Below are 14,754 nucleotides of genomic sequence, written 5' to 3'. Positions count from 1 at the left end.
TTCGACCAGTCCGAGCTGGTGGCGCGCATGCAGGCGATCCTGCGGCGCAGCAAGGGCTACAGCGAGCCGACCCTGCGTGTGGGCGCCCTGCAGCTCAACCTCGACAGCCGCGACGTGTCGGTGAACGGCAACGCGGTGCACCTCACCGGCAAGGAATACGCCATCCTCGAGCTGCTGGTGCTGCGCAAGGGCATGGTGCTCACCAAGGACGCCTTCCTCAACCACCTCTATGGCGGCCTCGACGAGCCGGAGATGAAGATCATCGACGTCTTCGTCTGCAAGCTGCGCAAGAAACTGCAGGCCGCCGGCGCCGGCAACCTGATCAGCACCGCCTGGGGGCGTGGCTACACCCTGCGCGACGAGACCCTGGCCGATCCGGTGCTGCCGAAGGCGGACCGGCAGCCGAGGCCGGTGCGGGCCACCGCGAATGCGGCCTTCGCGGCGCTCTGCGAATTGGGCGAGCCGGCACTCGCCGGTTGAAGTGCGGTCGTGCCGGGTCTGCCGGCACCCTGCCGCGGCCGCTTTCTCCACTCCAGATGGTTTCCAGGTAGCGACCATGTCGCGGACTGCATTGCCGACCATCAGACCGTATCACCCGACCACCTTCGTCGACCGTGGTGTCGCGGTGCCGTTCACCACGCCGATGCTGGTGGGAACGCGTGCCCGGCCGACGGCACGGCAGAGCCTGGAGCTGATCGTGCCCAACCCGTCCGGCGGCCGAGGGGCCTACATCATGCCGTGGGACGGGATCATGTCGATCTGTCGGCCCACCCTCCATGATCAGGTCTTCGTCGACCGGATCGCACGATACGACCACGTCACCCCGCGGGTGATCCGGCAGATTGCCAGCCAGGTCGCGGCCGAGGGGCTCGCGGGGGAGCAGGCCATGGCGGCCGCGCAGATCGCGGTTGATGTCCAGGCCCGCAACCGCACGATCATGAACTACCGCCTGCTGCTCGAGCTGGTGGAGCAGACTGCCTTGCCGGTCGATGGACTTGGCGCGGACCCGGCCGCCCGGGCGCGTGCGACGGTGGACTGGGTGTCTCCTCAACTGGCGCGGTCCCCGGCCTGGACTGCCGATGCGCTGGAGGTGCTCGCCGGCGTGGTGAGTGACATCGGCGTCGGGCGCGACGGTACGAAGGAGCGCATCCCGCGCCTGCTTGCGATGCTGTCGCGGGTCCGGTTCGAGCTGGCGGACTGGCGCGATGCCCATCCCGACGGGGAGCGGGCCGCCTGCGTCAACATGATCTGCAGCGTGGCGGACCTGACGCTCGACCTCGCCGGGATCACGCTGAGCGCCGCGCGGTCGATGACGATGGACATGGTCGGGCTGCTGCGGTCCTGGTCTGGCGACCCCGCCGGCATCGTGGGTCTCTTTGCGAGGTCGGACTGGATGCTCGATGGCTGGGAACCGATCTGCCTGATCTGGCAGAACGCCACCGATTACGCGACCCGGCTTGCTGCCATGATCGAGATCATGACCCTGGTGCCGATCCTGCCCCGGGAGGCGATCGAATGGACCCAGTGCGAGAGCGATGCGATGCAGCCTGTCGCGTTCCGCCGCATGATCCCGTTCAACGAGGATTGGCGTAGCGGGGCGCTGGTCTACGAGCTTATCGCCCGCAACGAACGGTTTCGCGCGCGAGCCCAATCGGCCGCAGGCTGCTGAGGCCACATGCAGGAGCCGGCCAAGGCTGCTCGCGCGATGCGCACGGCGCTGCACAGCGCGACCGACGACAAGATCCGGCGCATCGTCTCGATGCTGGACGTCGTCGATGCCGACACCAACCGGACCATCCTTGATCCCTTGCGCGATCGGCTGGCGATCCTGCGCCCGCTGCGTCCGCTGCGCTTCAACCGGCTGCTGTTCATGCCGCTCGACCCGATCATCGTGCCGGCGCGGCACTGGCGGCCGGACCAGGCATCCGTCCCACGCACGGTCCTGGTAGCGTTGTTGTCGATCATGAAGAACGCCCCGGACCTGGGCCTGCCGGGCATCGAACGCCGTATCGGCGGCTGCAGCACCGAGGCTTCGGCGATCATCACCTCGGTAGGCGAGGAGCTATGGCCGCGTGCCGCCGAAATCCTTGCCGCCGCGTCGATGCCGACGTGCTGGCCGGAGACCGGCCTGCCGCCTTCGCTCTACAGGCCGCTGGTGGACGCCATCGCAGCGGTGCTGCGGCGCGGACCGCAGTTGCGCCAGCTGCAGCGCGACGGTTCGGTTGGCGTTCTCGAACCCGACCAGGCGACCCTCGACAGTCTGCTTCAGGACCTCGCCCAGGAGGCGCCGGATGCCTGCACGATGATCATGCGGCTTATCCTGGGGGCGGCACCGGCGGCCGACGGCATGCTGCGGCGCCTGATCGCGCGTCGCGACGCGCCGGCCGACCGGCTCAAGCTGCAGCAGGCGCTCCAGCGCGCAAGCGGGCACATGCTCGACGATATGGAGCAAGGCACCGCCTTCAGCAGGACGATCGGCACCGCAAGCGCTGCAGGCGTCGCCGAGCATGTCGGTCGCACCATCGCCCTGCTGGACGTGCTGCAGGAGGAGGGCGGGCGGGGCAGGACTTCCGATGCCGGCCCCCGGGTACGCGTCATTCGCGACCGTCTCGACCGGGCCTGCCGGGCGCGCGTCGCCGACGAGATCGAGCACGCACTGGTCGGGCCGATCGGCAGCGCCACCGCTCCCGTGCAAGGGGTGGAGCAGGAACGGTTCGAGGCATGCGCGCGTGATCTGCGGGCGATCGAGACGGTGGCGCGCCGCATCGGCGGGGCGGCGGAGTACGACGCGCTGCTGTCGCAGGCAGCGAATGCGGTGTCGGAGGCGGCGGGGGCCGGCCTGCTGACCGTCATGCGGCAGATCCGGCTTGTCGAAATCCTGCAGGGACCGGAAGCCGCCCACAGGCTCTACCAGGCAAGGTTGAAGGCGACCGCAGGCGTTCCGTCGCCCTAGATCGCGCATAGGTCAGAACAGGAAGTATCGCTGTGCCATCGGCAGCACCTCGGCGGGCTCGCAGGTCAGCAGCACGCCGTCGGCACGAACCTCGTAGGTCTCCGGGTCGACCTCGATGTTCGGCATCGCGTCGTTGTGGATCATGCTGGCCTTGCCGATGCCGCCGCGCGTGTCGCGCACCGCCGACAGGTGACGACGCAGGCCGAGCGACTGGCCGATGCCGTCCTCCAGTGCCGCCTGCGAGACGAAGGTGATGCAGGTGGCGGCCAGCGCGCCGCCCAGTGCCCCGAACATCGGCCGGCCATGCACCGGCTGCGGCGTCGGGATCGAGGCGTTCGGATCGCCCATCATCGCCCAGGCGATGGCGCCCCCCTTGATCACCAGGTCGGGCTTCACCCCGAAGAACATCGGCGACCAGACCACGAGGTCCGCGAGCTTGCCGACCTCGACGGAGCCCACCTCGTGCGCGAGCCCGTGCGCGATCGCCGGGTTGATGGTGTATTTGGCGACGTAGCGCCTGGCACGCATGTTGTCTGCGTCACCATCACCCGCCAGCGTGCCGCGCTGCGCCTTCATCTTGTGCGCGGTCTGCCAGGTGCGGATGATCACCTCGCCAACCCGGCCCATCGCCTGGCTGTCCGACGAGATCATCGAGAGCACGCCCATGTCGTGGAAGATGTCCTCGGCGGCGATGGTCTCGCGACGGATGCGGCTTTCGGCGAACGCGATGTCCTCGGGGATCGAGCCGTCCAGGTGATGGCAGACCATCAGCATGTCCAGATGCTCGTCGAGCGTGTTCACGGTGAACGGCCGGGTCGGGTTGGTCGAGCTCGGCAGCACGTTCGGCAGGCCGGCCACGCGGATGATGTCGGGCGCATGGCCGCCGCCCGCGCCTTCGGTGTGGAAGGCGTGGATGGTGCGTCCGGCGAACGCCGCGATGGTGTCCTCGACGAAGCCGCTCTCGTTGAGCGTGTCGGTGTGGATCATCACCTGCACGTCCATGCGGTCGGCCACCGACAGGCAGCAATCGATCGCCGCCGGCGTGGTGCCCCAGTCCTCGTGCAGCTTCAGGCAGGACGCGCCGGCGCGCACCATCTCCTCCAGTGCCGCCGGTCGCGAGGCGTTGCCCTTGCCGGCGAAGGCGAGGTTGACCGGCAGCGCCTCCGCGGCCTGCAGCATGCGGGCCAGATGCCACGGCCCGGGCGTGCAGGTGGTCGCCGCGGTTCCGGCCGCCGGACCGGTGCCGCCGCCGACCATGGTGGTGATGCCGGACGCCAGCGCCTCCTCGACCTGCTGCGGGCAGATGAAATGGATGTGGCTGTCGACGCCGCCGGCGGTGACGATCTTGCCCTCGCCGGCGATCACCTCGGTGCCCGGGCCGATGACGATGTCCACGCCGTCTTGCGTGTCCGGGTTGCCGGCCTTGCCGATGCCGGCGATGCGGCCGCGAACGAGGCCGATATCCGCCTTCACGATGCCCCAGTGGTCCAGGATCAGCGCGTTGGTGATGACGGTATCGACCGCGCCCTCGGCGTTGCTGCGCTGCGACTGGCCCATGCCGTCGCGTATCGTCTTGCCGCCGCCGAACTTCACCTCCTCGCCATAGGTGGTGAGGTCGCGCTCGACCTTGATCAGCAGGTTGGTGTCGGCCAGCCGCACCCGGTCGCCGGTGGTGGGGCCGTACATGTCGACATACGCACGCCGTCCGAGCCTTGTCATGAGTATCGGGCCATCAGTCGAGCGCTCCCATGATGCGGCCCTGGAACCCCACCGCCTGGCGCGCGCCGCCGAGCGGGATCAGGGTGACGCTGCGGCTCTGGCCTGGCTCGAAGCGCATCGCACCGCCAGAGGGCACGTCGAGCCTGCGGCCATGCGCTGCCGCGCGGTCGAAGGCGAGGGCGGCGTTGGTCTCCGCGAAATGGTAGTGGCTGCCGACCTGGATCGGGCGGTCGCCGGTATTCACGACCTCCAGCGTCACCCCGGCGGCGCCCTCGTTGAGGACGATGTCCCCGGGCAGCGGCAGGATCTCGCCCGGGATCTCGCCGGCGGCGAGCACGTCCGGCGGCGGACTAGCGGATCGGGTCATGCACCGTCACCAGCTTGGTGCCATCCGGGAAGGTCGCCTCGACCTGCACGTCGTGGATCATGTCCGCCACCCCCTGCATGACCTGCCCGCGTGTCAGCACGGTGCCACCGGCCTCCATCAGGTCGGCGACGCTGTTGCCGTCCCGGGCGCCCTCGACCACGAAGTCGGTTATCATCGCGACCGCTTCCGGGTGGTTCAGCTTCACGCCGCGCTCGAGCCGTCGGCGCGCCACCTGCGCCGCCATGGCGATCAGCAGATGGTCCTTCTCACGCGGCGTCAGGTTCATCGATACCCCTCGTCGGCCCAGGCTTCAGGTGCGCCACACCTGCGGCAGCGGGCGGCCGTCCCGCAGCAGCGACAGGACATGCAGGATGCAGGCCCGCAGCGCCGCAGCCTCCCGCGCCAGGATGCGGATGACAAGCATGCCGTCCCACGCCGAGGCACCCGCCTCGACCCCCGGCGCGATATCCAGCAGCGCGCGTACGGGCTCCAGTTGTGCAGCGGCGTCGGGTCCGGCCAGCACCACCGTCGCCATCGCGGTGGCACCGCCCCCGGTGGCGGCCCTTCGCAACCGTATGTCGGCATCGCCATGCAGGCGCAGCGCATCGACCAGGATCGGCCGGCCGTCGCGCACGATCTCGATGCGGTCGTCGAGCGCCAGCGTTCGCGTGGTCTCGCCGGAGCCGCGCCGGCCGAGCACCCTGGCCTCCGCCAGCAGCAGCGTCGCGCTCGCGGGCATGCGGATAAGCAGGCGCCGGTCGAGCGCCGCGCCCTCGAACAGGATGGTCTCCTGCGGCAGCCATTCGAGGCGGGCACCTGCTTCGAGCACCAGCTCGGTGGTGAGCGTTGCTGCCGCATCCGCCTGCCTTGCCCGATAGCAGCGCTCTGCCGCCTGGCTCGTCACCAGCACCTGGGTATCGGTGCCGCAGGTGATCGAGCAGTCGAGCCGGTCGCCGGCCGCGATGCCGCCTGAGATGTTGACGAGCACCGCCTCCAGCGCATCGGCCGCCGGACGGCGCGGGAACAGCAGCTTGAGGCAGCCGCGCTGCCGCAGCCCGGCCAGCCGGGAGACGCCATCGCGGCACTCGACCTGGAGTCGGAGGTCGGCGATCGAGCGCTGCAGCGGCGGCTCGATGATGGACCGCCCGTCTGATGATGCAGCGGGGGCTGAACTATTTGATAATGGATGCACGCAAGCCCCTCATGCGATCTGGGGCGGATCATGCAACCCGTAAGCCGCAGCGCACACCGCTACGACAGCACGACGATCGCCCTGCATTGGGTGACGGCGGTCCTGGTGGCGGCGCAATGGCTCGGCGCCCAGGTCATCGACTGGTTTCCGCGCGGACCGCTTCGGGTCGATATGCGGTCGGTGCACATCTGCCTCGGCCTGCTGCTCGCGATACTGCTGGCCTGTCGCCTGACCTGGCGGGCGACGCGCGGGCGACGGCTGCCCGCGGCCGGTCGCGGCCTGCTGCACGGGGTGGCCAGGGCGACGCACTGGCTGCTCTACGGATTGATGGCAGCCATGCTCGTCGTCGGAATGGCGCTGGCCTGAACGCGCGGCGACAGCATCTTCGACCTGTTCCGCATTCCTGCCTACGATGCCGCCGATCGCAGCCTCGCCGACCAGGTGCAGGATATCCACGCTACCATCGGCTGGATCATCCTGGCCGTCGCCGGGCTGCACGCCTCGGCCGCGCTGCTGCACCGGCTGCTGTGGCACGATGGGGTGCTGTCCCGCATGATCCCGGCCCCCGGGGCCGACCGGGAAACTTAGGTCCAGCGGAATTGCCAGATCCGGTACGGCGTGCCAGCTTGTTGCGCAAGAGTTCGGTTCTGAGACACGAACATCTTGCAGCGCCACGAGCGCGCTTGCGGCTTCCGGCCTTTTGAACCCGTCGCTTCAAGCCCACCGCACAGGCACCGCTCGCTTTGCGCGAAACGCAGTCGTGGCTACCCGGACCGGGCGGCAGGCGCTGCCGGAGAAAGACTACGCAGATCATCCCGTCTGCCGCATCGCCACGGAAAACCGGGGCGAGCGGCCTGCGACGCCGTATCGCCGATCATCCGGCCTTCCTGCTGCCGCGCGACTTCACTCTGTTCCTGCACGGGGCACGCACCGATAACGCGATCAAGCGCGCGCTGGCGCTGGTGGGAGCGCGTGCCGCGTTCGAGGAAGCCTATACGAGGTCGTCGGACCCGTGGTTCTCGGCGGCTCCGCGGTATCGCTACCAGGAGCGCAAATACGAGCAGCTCATGAGCCTGCTGCCGGACCAGCATTTCGAACATGCGCTCGATCTCGGCTGCGGCCTTGGCCTGCTGTCGCGCCGCCTTGCCAGGCGGACCCATCATGTTCTGGGAGTCGATGTTGCCGATGCGGCCCTGGTGCATGCCAGGAGGCTGGCCGCCGATCTCGACAACGTGGTCTTCCAGCAGGGCGATATTCTCGATCTGCCGGCCAGTCTCGATGGACGTTTCGACCTCGTGGTGATTGCCGACACCCTCTACTATCTCGATCCGCTGCATGACGACATGCTGAAATCGCTGAGTACGAGGATCGCGGGACTGCTCAGCCCCGGAGGCGTGTGCGTGCTCGCCAACCATTTCTTCTTCGCAGCCGACGCCGAATCCCGCGTCTCCCGCCGCATCCACGACGCCTTCGCCTGGTCGCCGAGCTTCAAGGTGATCGGGCAGCACCGCCGCGCCTTCTTCCTGGTGACGCTGCTGTCGGGACGGCAGTGCGGACCGACTGCCAGCGGGCTGTCTCCGGCGTGATGTCCTAGCGCACCAGTCGCGTCGACAGGATCATCGACGAGTTGGTGCGCTCGACGCCCTCAAGGCTGCCGATCCGGTCGATCACGCGGTTGATCTCCGCGATCGAGGCGGTCTCGACCACGGCAATCAGGTCGAACCCGCCGCTCACCGCGCTCAACTCGCGCACCGCATCGATCCGGTGCAGCGCCGCCTCGACCGATGCCGCCTGCTTCGGCGCCACCGCGATCATCACATGCGCCCGCGTCGGCGCCTCGTCGACATCCTCGCCCGGGCGGCCTTTCCCGGGCCCGATGCGGGTCGTGTAGCCAAGGATGATGCCGGCCTCCTCGAGGCGGGCGATCCGGCTCTGCACCGTGGTGCGGGAGAGGCCAACCCGGCGGGCCAGGGCCGAGGTGGACAGCCGCGCATCCGCGACGAGCAGGGCCAGCAGGGTGCGATCCGTCGAGTCCATCAGGGATCCGTGGCTCCCACCTGCAATCTGCCGACGGTTCTAGGCAATCTGCCGACGCGAAGGCCAGTGCCTCGTCAGTCCGGCGCTTGTCACCGCGCATCCCCGCCATGCAGCATCCGGCCACCTTGGAGACAGGGGACCTTATCGGCAGGACAGGACATCGCATGAAAGAGATCGCCGTCATCGGCGCCGGCCGGATCGGCTCGGCCATCGCCGACCTGCTCAGCCTGAGCGGCGACTACGCGGTGACGCTGATCGATCGCGACCAGGCCACGCTGGACAGAGCCGAGGCGAGCAGCAGCGACGGCGCGCCGGTGACCCGCCTCGCGGTCCGGCTCGGCGCCGGCGACGGCCTCGCCGGACTGCTTGAAGGCAAGTTCGCCCTGCTGTCGGCGGCGCCGTTCCAGCTCACCACGCATATCGCCTCGGCCGCCGTTGCCGCCGGGGTGCATTATCTCGATCTCACCGAGGACGTGCTCAGCACTCGCACGGTGCGGGCATTGGCGATGCATGCCGAATCCGCCCTGATCCCGCAATGCGGCCTGGCGCCCGGCTTCGTCTCGATCGCGGCGCATGACATCGCCAGCCGGTTCGACAGCCTGGACGCGATCCGGCTGCGTGTTGGCGCGCTGCCGCGCTACCCCGACAATGCGCTCGGCTACAACCTGACCTGGAGCACCGACGGCGTCATCAACGAGTATATCCAGCCCTGCGAGGCGATCGTGCAGGGCGAGCGGCACCTGGTGCCGGCGCTCGAGGAGTGCGAGCGGCTGATCGTCGACGGCGTTGCCTACGAGGCCTTCAACACCTCGGGCGGCCTCGGCTCGCTGTGCGAGACCTATGCCGGCCGGGTGCGCGAGCTGAACTACCGCACAATGCGCTATCCCGGCCACGCCGCGGTGATGAAGCTGCTGCTGCAGGATTTGCGCCTGGCGGAGCGCCGCGATGTGCTGCGCGACATCCTGGAGCACGCGCTGCCGACCACTGCGCAGGATCTGGTGGTGGTCTTCGTCACCGTGACCGGCACGCGCGGCGGCCATTTCGTGCAGGAGACCCTGGCCCGCACGGTATTGGCAGGACCCGTCGGCGGCCGGCACCGTACCGCGATCCAGCTCACCACGGCCGGCAGCATCTGTGCCGTGCTCGATCTGCTGGCGCAGGGCCGCCTGCCGACAGCGGGGTTTGTCCGGCAGGAGGACATCCCGCTCGACGCCTTCCTGGAAAACCGTTTCGGGCGCGTGTACGCCGGCCAGCCGATCCTGCCGGATCGGTGACAGGCAGGCGCCTCGCCTCTTGTGCGCTGGTTCCGGAAGTGTAAACGTCTTAGTCGTTGGGGTCTGGCATCGGACCCGCGTCATGGACGGGATGGCGTTGACGATGCGATTGGCACTGCAACGATTGTTCGTTCTGATCGTGCTCTGGCCTGGCGTGTTCGACGCGGCCGCCGTTGCGGCGACCTGCACCCCGGGAGCCGGGTTCTATACACCGGAGCAGGCCAAGGCAGGGCAGGCCGCCTACAACGCGAATTGCGCTTCGTGTCACAGTGCCGATCTGCTCGGCAATTCCGGGCCAGCCCTGAGCGGCGGCAAGTTCGCGTCCTATGTGCAGTTCACCAAGATCACGCCGACGCAGTTGCTGGCGTTCACCAGTGCGCAGATGCCGGCCAACGCGCCCGGCACGCTGGCCGCTGCCGACTACAACAATATCTTCGCCTACATCCTGGCCTACGACAAATACAGGCCGGGGACGCAGCCGGTCAGTGCGGATGGAATGTCCTGCCTGAGCCTGCTGCCGTATCCGGGAGCTACCAGCTAGGCAAACAAAGATGAATGCGGCGATTTGCCGCGCGGGGGCAACATGACCGGACGTGACGTGCCGAGACTGAGCCTGCGGATCCTGGCATCCGTTTCCATCGCGGCGCTGCTCCTGGGCATGGCGACGCCACCGTTTGCCGCCGAACCGATCGAGAATGGCGGCGCGGTCAAGAGCCGCAAGGTGGCGGGGGGAGCCGCGCCCGCCGTCACCGCGGATGTCAGAACCAGCGACGCCTCGGTCGAGACCGTCACCAGGACCGGCGTCAACTGGCTGGCGACCGGACAGGGTTACGCCAACCAGCGCTTCTCGCCGTTGAAGGCCATCAACGCCAACACCGTCGGCAAGCTGGTTCCGGTCGCCTTCGCGCAGACCGGATATACCGCGAGCTTCGAGACCACGCCGATCGTCGTCAACGGCGTGATGTACGTGACCACGCCGATGGTGAACAGCAAGCAGGCGCTGATCGCCATGAACGCCGCCACGGGCGAAACCCTGTGGACGTACACCTACACTGACGGGCTGACACAGATCTGCTGCGGTCCGGTCAATCGCGGCGCCACCATCGCCGACGGCCAGGCCTATTTCCTCACCATCGACAACAGCCTGGTCGATGTCGATGCGGTGACCGGCAAGGAGGTCTGGAAGACCAAGGTCGCCGACGCGCAGGCCGGCTATTCCGAGACGATGACACCGCAGGTCTACAACCACCAGGTGATCATCGGCAGCGCCGGCGGCGAGTGGCCGATCCGCGGCTTCGTGGCGTCGTATGACGCGGCGAAGGGGACGCAGACCTGGCGCTGGGACAGTACGGACAACGGCAAGACCTGGGCTGGCGACAGCTGGAAGACCGGCGGCGCCACCGTCTGGACCACGCCCGCGATCGACACGAAACTTGGGCTGCTGATCTTCTCGACCGGCAATCCGAACCCCGATCTCGACGGCTCCAAGCGCGCCGGCGACAACCTCTACTCGGATTCCATCGTCGCGCTGCACATCAAGGATGGCACGCTTGCCTGGTACTACCAGGAGGTGAAGCACGATGTGTGGGACTACGACGCCGTCAGCAACGTCGTGCTGTTCGACGCCATGGAGAACGGCAAGCCGGTCCCGGCCGCGGGCGAGGCGGGCAAGACCGCGTTCTTCTACATTGTCGACCGTCGGACCGGACATCTGATCCGGCGCTCGCAACCGTACGACATGCAGAAGAACATGTTCGCCCAGCCGATTAAGGCCGGGGTGGAGAGCCTGCCGGGCGCCAATGGCGGCGCCGAGTGGTCGCCGCCGGCGTTCTCGCCGCTTACCCACGATGTCTATGTCATGGGCATGAACCAGCTCATGACCTTCACCACCGAGAACAACGCGGCCGACCTGCCTGGAATGATCCGCCTCGGCAGCACCTTCAAGAACGTGCCGGGCGGCATCCAGAACGGCACCTTCACGGCGATCAACGTCGATACCGGCAAGCTCGACTGGAACGTGACCGTGCCGCAGCCGACGATGGGTGGCGCACTGGTGACGGCGGGCAATGTCGCCTTCATGGGCGAGGGCAATGGCTGGTTCGACGCCTTCGACGCCAGGACCGGCCGCAAGCTCTGGCATTTCTTCCTCGGTGCCGGCGTCAATGCGCCGCCGGTCGCCTACGAGGTGCAGGGTAGGGAATATGTTGCGGTGGCCGCAGGAGGGAACTTCCAGATGACGTACCCGCTGGGCGACGCGATCGCGATCTTTGCGCTGCCGAGATAAGCTCGTTCAGGGAGTCTCGTCGCGCAGGATCACCGCCAGGCTCCTGCTGAAGCGCTCGGCCCCGGCCTGGTTCAGATGCGAGAAAACGTCGCCGAAATAGCGGTCCGGCAGCGACGGGATCGGCGGCACCAGCACATGGAAGTTCGGATAGCGGCGTGCCGCGGCCGCGAGGTAATCCGCGAACCCCTGCCGCAGTTTCGGCGTGATATGGGCGGCGGTGGCCTCGTTCACCGGCGTCGTCACGAAGTCGACGCGGATGCCACGCGCCTGCATCTCCTGCAGCATCCGGTTGAAATACCAGCCCTCCAGCGGCAGCACCTGGAAGGTATCCAGCGAGGCGTCGTCGGCCAGTGCGTCGTCACCCGGCGCGTCGCCGAACAGGTGATGGCCGCGCGCGCGCAGGGTCGTGTCGCGTTCCTCGAGATTATGCGAGTAGCGCAGGAACAGGCCGCCACGCGTCATGCTGGCGAAGTTCAGCGTCGGGAAGCTGGTCGCGTACAGGAAGTCGCGCAGCAGGTTGGGAAAGCCGTCGCTGCGCCGCTCGTCGAACAGACTCTCGTCGCCGGTCTCGCGCGCCACCGCCTCGATCTGGTGCAGGTCGGCGACGCTGAAGGTGCCGAACCGCGCGCTGCGCTCCCAGAAGGTGTCGGTGCTGTGGAAATGCCCGGCATCGATCGAGAGCAGCACATGATGCGGCATGTTCGGGCAGGCCAGCGCACGGCGCAGGAAGAAATACATCTCGACCGGCTTGGCGCCGCCCACGGAGATGTTGATGCCGTTGCCGGGCAGCAGCGTCGGCATCATGCCGGCGCCGGCACGGCTGTCGCCCAGCACCAGCAGGTCGCCCATGTCGCAGCGTGCCACCAGGTCCTGCTTGGCGCTCCAGGCCGCATATTCCGGGTCCAGGAAGGCGAGCTTCATCTTCGCCGACCATAGCCAGGAGGCGCCCAGACCGAGCACCAGCACGAGGCCCATGACCAGCAGGTAGCGGCCCGGCGTCGCCTTGCTGGCCGTCGCGCTGCCGATCGCCACCGGCTGCTCGCTCACCCTAGAACTGGAAGTAAAGGAATTCACTGGTTCCTCCCATCCCGAGCACCGCGAGCACCGCAACCGCGCCGCTGAGCACCGCCCACTGCCAGTTCGGCCGCCACTGCATCATCGGCCTGCCGCCCGGCAGCACCTTGCCGAGCGCCGGATCGGCCATCCGCATGATCTGCTGGGTATTGGGCATCCCCCACACCACGGCGTAGAGCACCGCCAGCCAGGCGATATCGAGCAAGGCGCGCTGCGCCGTCACCGACGACAGCGAGGCCGGCAGCGCCTCGATGCCGTGCAGCCCGATCATGCCAGACAGCAGCGTCACCGCGGAGCCGCTCGACGGCGCGCGGAAGAACACCGCGCCGACCAGCACCGACAGGTAGGTGAGGGCGACCGCCCAGATCGCCGGACGCGGATGGCTTTCGGCCTTGTGCGTCTTGTTCGCCTCCTTGGCCTTCTTGGCGCGGAAGGTGCGCCAGGCGTGGTTCACGCTCAGGTAGAAGGCGTGCAGGAAGCCGAAGATCACGAACTGCGAGCCGGCGCCGTGCCAGACGCCGGCCAGCCCCATGGTGAAGAATGTCGGCAGCACCGTCATGCTGAGGAAGCCGCGCGGCGTCGCCATGTCGCGCCGTCCGACGCCGAGGCCGCGTGCCATCCGGCGCCGGGTGATCCAGAGCGCCGCCGGGTTGTACAGATAGAGCGTGATGTAGCGCGTCAGCGTCATGTGCCAGCGCTGCCAGTACTCGACCACCGAGCCCGCCTTGTACGGCGAGTTGAAGTTGAGCGGGAAGCGCACGTTGAACAGCCGGGCCAGCCCGATCGCCATGTCCGAATAGCCGGAGAAGTCGAAATAGAGCTGCAGCGAGTACGACAGCGCCACGTTCCACGACGAGAACACGCCGAGCGAGGCGGGATCGTGGAAGCCGGCGACCACGGTGGAGGAAAGCGGATCCGCCAGCAGGCATTTCTTGGCCAGGCCGATGACGAAGATGGTGAACCCGATCATCAGGTTCTCGCGCCGCAGCCCATAGGTCGAGCGGTCGGCGAATTGCGGCATGATCTCGCGGTTGTGCAGGATCGGGCCGGCGATCAGGTGCGGGAAGAAGCTCACGAACAGCAGGTAGTTGAGCAGCCCGCGATCCTTCGTCACGCCCTGTCGGAAATCGATCAGGTAGCCGATCTGCGTGAAGGTGAAGAACGAGATGCCGAGCGGCAGGGCGGCGCGGGTGAACGGCCCGTCCACGACGCCGATGCCGGCGAGCGACGTCAGCACCACGTAGAGATACTTGAAGCGGAACAGCGCCGCGAGATTGAGCACGATGCCGGTGGTGAGGATCGCGTTCTGCAGCCGCGGCCGCCCCTCGAACCGTGCGATCAGGCTGACCACGGTGAAGTTGCCGGCCATCGACAGGATCAGGATCGGCATGAACTCGGGCCGTTCCCAGCCATAGAACAGCACCGACATCAGGATCAGCCACACCCCGGCCGGCCGCCGGCCCATCTTCGATGCGAGATGGAAACCAATAAGCGCGAGCGGCAGGAAGGCGATCAGGAAGACGATCGAATTGAACAGCATCGGCGGGTCCGGCGGTCAGATGGTCTGGCCAGGCAATCGGGGAGGCGGGGCGGCGCTCAGGCCGCCTTTCCCTCGACCTTGGCACCGATCAGGCGCACGAAGTCGCCGACATCGTGCATCTCCTCGATCTCGGCGGTGCGGAACTTGATCCCGAATGTCTGCTCGGTGGCGACCACCAGCGTGACGTGGCTCATCGAATCCCACTCGGGAATATCGTCCGCGGTCATGTCGTCGCGCAGTACGATGCTGTCGTCGTCGAACACGTCGCGGAAGATCGCGGTGAGCTTGGTCTTGATGTCCGCTTCGGTCATGGT

General features: G+C 67.8%; 15 protein-coding genes and 1 pseudogene. 8 read left to right on the top strand and 8 right to left on the bottom strand.

Features of this window, described 5'->3' with window-relative positions:
* From FE263_RS21255 to FE263_RS21245, 3 genes are all read left to right on the top strand, one after another.
* Positions 1-480: winged helix-turn-helix domain-containing protein (locus FE263_RS21255; RefSeq protein WP_138328055.1), on the top strand; the 480-nt coding region annotated here is incomplete at its 5' end.
* Positions 481-556: 76 nt separating this feature from the next.
* Entirely contained in the window at positions 557-1,669 is a 1,113-nt protein-coding gene (locus FE263_RS21250) for a hypothetical protein (protein WP_138328054.1), read from the top strand.
* Between the two features lie 6 nt (positions 1,670-1,675).
* Positions 1,676-2,953, top strand: a complete 1,278-nt coding sequence (locus FE263_RS21245; protein WP_138328053.1) for a hypothetical protein — start codon at positions 1,676-1,678, stop codon at positions 2,951-2,953.
* A 12-nt stretch (positions 2,954-2,965) separates the two neighbouring features.
* Here FE263_RS21245 and ureC read toward each other — a convergent pair whose 3' ends face one another.
* Genes ureC through FE263_RS21225 form a run of 4 tightly spaced genes read right to left on the bottom strand, consistent with a single transcriptional unit; the run spans position 2,966 to position 6,231 of the window.
* Positions 2,966-4,672: an urease subunit alpha gene (gene ureC / locus FE263_RS21240; protein ID WP_138328052.1), complete on the bottom strand. Its 1,707-nt coding sequence runs from the start codon at positions 4,670-4,672 to the stop codon at positions 2,966-2,968.
* Between the two features lie 13 nt (positions 4,673-4,685).
* The gene (locus FE263_RS21235; RefSeq protein WP_138328051.1) at positions 4,686-5,039 is read right to left on the bottom strand and encodes an urease subunit beta; all 354 of its coding nucleotides are present in this window, start codon (positions 5,037-5,039) and stop codon (positions 4,686-4,688) included.
* Positions 5,023-5,325, bottom strand: a complete 303-nt coding sequence (locus tag FE263_RS21230; protein WP_138328050.1) for an urease subunit gamma — start codon at positions 5,323-5,325, stop codon at positions 5,023-5,025. The genes FE263_RS21235 and FE263_RS21230 overlap by 17 nt, the downstream gene beginning before the upstream one ends.
* Before the next feature lie 24 nt (positions 5,326-5,349).
* Positions 5,350-6,231, bottom strand: coding sequence for an urease accessory protein UreD (locus FE263_RS21225; protein WP_138328049.1), 882 nt, complete (start codon positions 6,229-6,231; stop codon positions 5,350-5,352).
* On the opposite strand from FE263_RS21225, the pseudogene FE263_RS22730 reads away from it, so the two are divergent.
* Both FE263_RS22730 and FE263_RS21210 read left to right on the top strand, forming a co-directional pair.
* Positions 6,226-6,819, top strand: a pseudogene (locus tag FE263_RS22730) (cytochrome b). The gene FE263_RS21225 and the pseudogene FE263_RS22730 overlap by 6 nt on opposite strands.
* Before the next feature lie 155 nt (positions 6,820-6,974).
* Positions 6,975-7,817: a class I SAM-dependent methyltransferase gene (locus FE263_RS21210; protein ID WP_138328046.1), complete on the top strand. Its 843-nt coding sequence runs from the start codon at positions 6,975-6,977 to the stop codon at positions 7,815-7,817.
* 4 nt (positions 7,818-7,821) lie between these two features.
* Here the strand turns inward: FE263_RS21210 and FE263_RS21205 are convergent, their stop codons facing one another.
* Positions 7,822-8,268: an Lrp/AsnC family transcriptional regulator gene (locus FE263_RS21205; protein ID WP_138328045.1), complete on the bottom strand. Its 447-nt coding sequence runs from the start codon at positions 8,266-8,268 to the stop codon at positions 7,822-7,824.
* Positions 8,269-8,432: 164 nt separating this feature from the next.
* Between FE263_RS21205 and FE263_RS21200 the strand changes: the two genes are divergently transcribed.
* The 3 genes from FE263_RS21200 to FE263_RS21190 all read left to right on the top strand — a co-directional run bounded on the left by FE263_RS21200 (position 8,433) and on the right by FE263_RS21190 (position 11,826).
* On the top strand, positions 8,433-9,542 hold the full coding sequence (locus FE263_RS21200) for a saccharopine dehydrogenase family protein (protein WP_138328044.1): 1,110 nt from the start codon (positions 8,433-8,435) through the stop codon (positions 9,540-9,542).
* A 103-nt stretch (positions 9,543-9,645) separates the two neighbouring features.
* Positions 9,646-10,083 (top strand): c-type cytochrome, encoded by a 438-nt coding sequence (locus tag FE263_RS21195; RefSeq protein ID WP_171034265.1) that lies wholly within the window; start codon positions 9,646-9,648, stop codon positions 10,081-10,083.
* 42 nt (positions 10,084-10,125) lie between these two features.
* A complete protein-coding gene (locus FE263_RS21190; protein ID WP_138328042.1) occupies positions 10,126-11,826 on the top strand; it encodes a pyrroloquinoline quinone-dependent dehydrogenase in 1,701 nt (566 codons plus the stop codon).
* Between the two features lie 6 nt (positions 11,827-11,832).
* Here FE263_RS21190 and FE263_RS21185 read toward each other — a convergent pair whose 3' ends face one another.
* From FE263_RS21185 to FE263_RS21175, 3 genes are read right to left on the bottom strand one after another with little or no spacing between them, the layout of a single operon-like run.
* The gene (locus tag FE263_RS21185) at positions 11,833-12,873 is read right to left on the bottom strand and encodes a hypothetical protein (protein ID WP_138328041.1); all 1,041 of its coding nucleotides are present in this window, start codon (positions 12,871-12,873) and stop codon (positions 11,833-11,835) included.
* Position 12,874: 1 nt separating this feature from the next.
* Entirely contained in the window at positions 12,875-14,440 is a 1,566-nt protein-coding gene (locus tag FE263_RS21180; protein WP_138328040.1) for an MBOAT family O-acyltransferase, read from the bottom strand.
* 56 nt (positions 14,441-14,496) lie between these two features.
* Positions 14,497-14,751 carry an acyl carrier protein gene (locus tag FE263_RS21175; RefSeq protein WP_138328039.1) on the bottom strand — a complete coding sequence of 85 codons (255 nt, stop codon included), beginning with the start codon at positions 14,749-14,751 and terminating at the stop codon, positions 14,497-14,499.
* Between the last annotated feature and the right edge of the window lie 3 nt (positions 14,752-14,754).

Source organism: Lichenicoccus roseus, from assembly GCF_005844085.1.
Classification (GTDB): domain Bacteria; phylum Pseudomonadota; class Alphaproteobacteria; order Acetobacterales; family Acetobacteraceae; genus Lichenicoccus; species Lichenicoccus roseus.
This window is presented reverse-complemented; position numbering and strand designations above follow the sequence as displayed.

Excerpts from the sequence above, each read along its gene's own strand:
- FE263_RS21250 (WP_138328054.1), top strand. The coding sequence starts at position 557 with ATGTCGCGGACTGCATTGCCGACCATCAGACCGTATCACCCGACCACC.
- FE263_RS21245 (WP_138328053.1), top strand. The coding sequence starts at position 1,676 with ATGCAGGAGCCGGCCAAGGCTGCTCGCGCGATGCGCACGGCGCTGCAC.
- ureC (WP_138328052.1), bottom strand. The coding sequence starts at position 4,672 with ATGACAAGGCTCGGACGGCGTGCGTATGTCGACATGTACGGCCCCACC.
- FE263_RS21235 (WP_138328051.1), bottom strand. The coding sequence starts at position 5,039 with ATGACCCGATCCGCTAGTCCGCCGCCGGACGTGCTCGCCGCCGGCGAG.
- FE263_RS21230 (WP_138328050.1), bottom strand. The coding sequence starts at position 5,325 with ATGAACCTGACGCCGCGTGAGAAGGACCATCTGCTGATCGCCATGGCG.
- FE263_RS21205 (WP_138328045.1), bottom strand. The coding sequence starts at position 8,268 with ATGGACTCGACGGATCGCACCCTGCTGGCCCTGCTCGTCGCGGATGCG.
- FE263_RS21200 (WP_138328044.1), top strand. The coding sequence starts at position 8,433 with ATGAAAGAGATCGCCGTCATCGGCGCCGGCCGGATCGGCTCGGCCATC.
- FE263_RS21195 (WP_171034265.1), top strand. The coding sequence starts at position 9,646 with ATGCGATTGGCACTGCAACGATTGTTCGTTCTGATCGTGCTCTGGCCT.
- FE263_RS21190 (WP_138328042.1), top strand. The coding sequence starts at position 10,126 with ATGACCGGACGTGACGTGCCGAGACTGAGCCTGCGGATCCTGGCATCC.
- FE263_RS21180 (WP_138328040.1), bottom strand. The coding sequence starts at position 14,440 with ATGCTGTTCAATTCGATCGTCTTCCTGATCGCCTTCCTGCCGCTCGCG.
- FE263_RS21175 (WP_138328039.1), bottom strand. The coding sequence starts at position 14,751 with ATGACCGAAGCGGACATCAAGACCAAGCTCACCGCGATCTTCCGCGAC.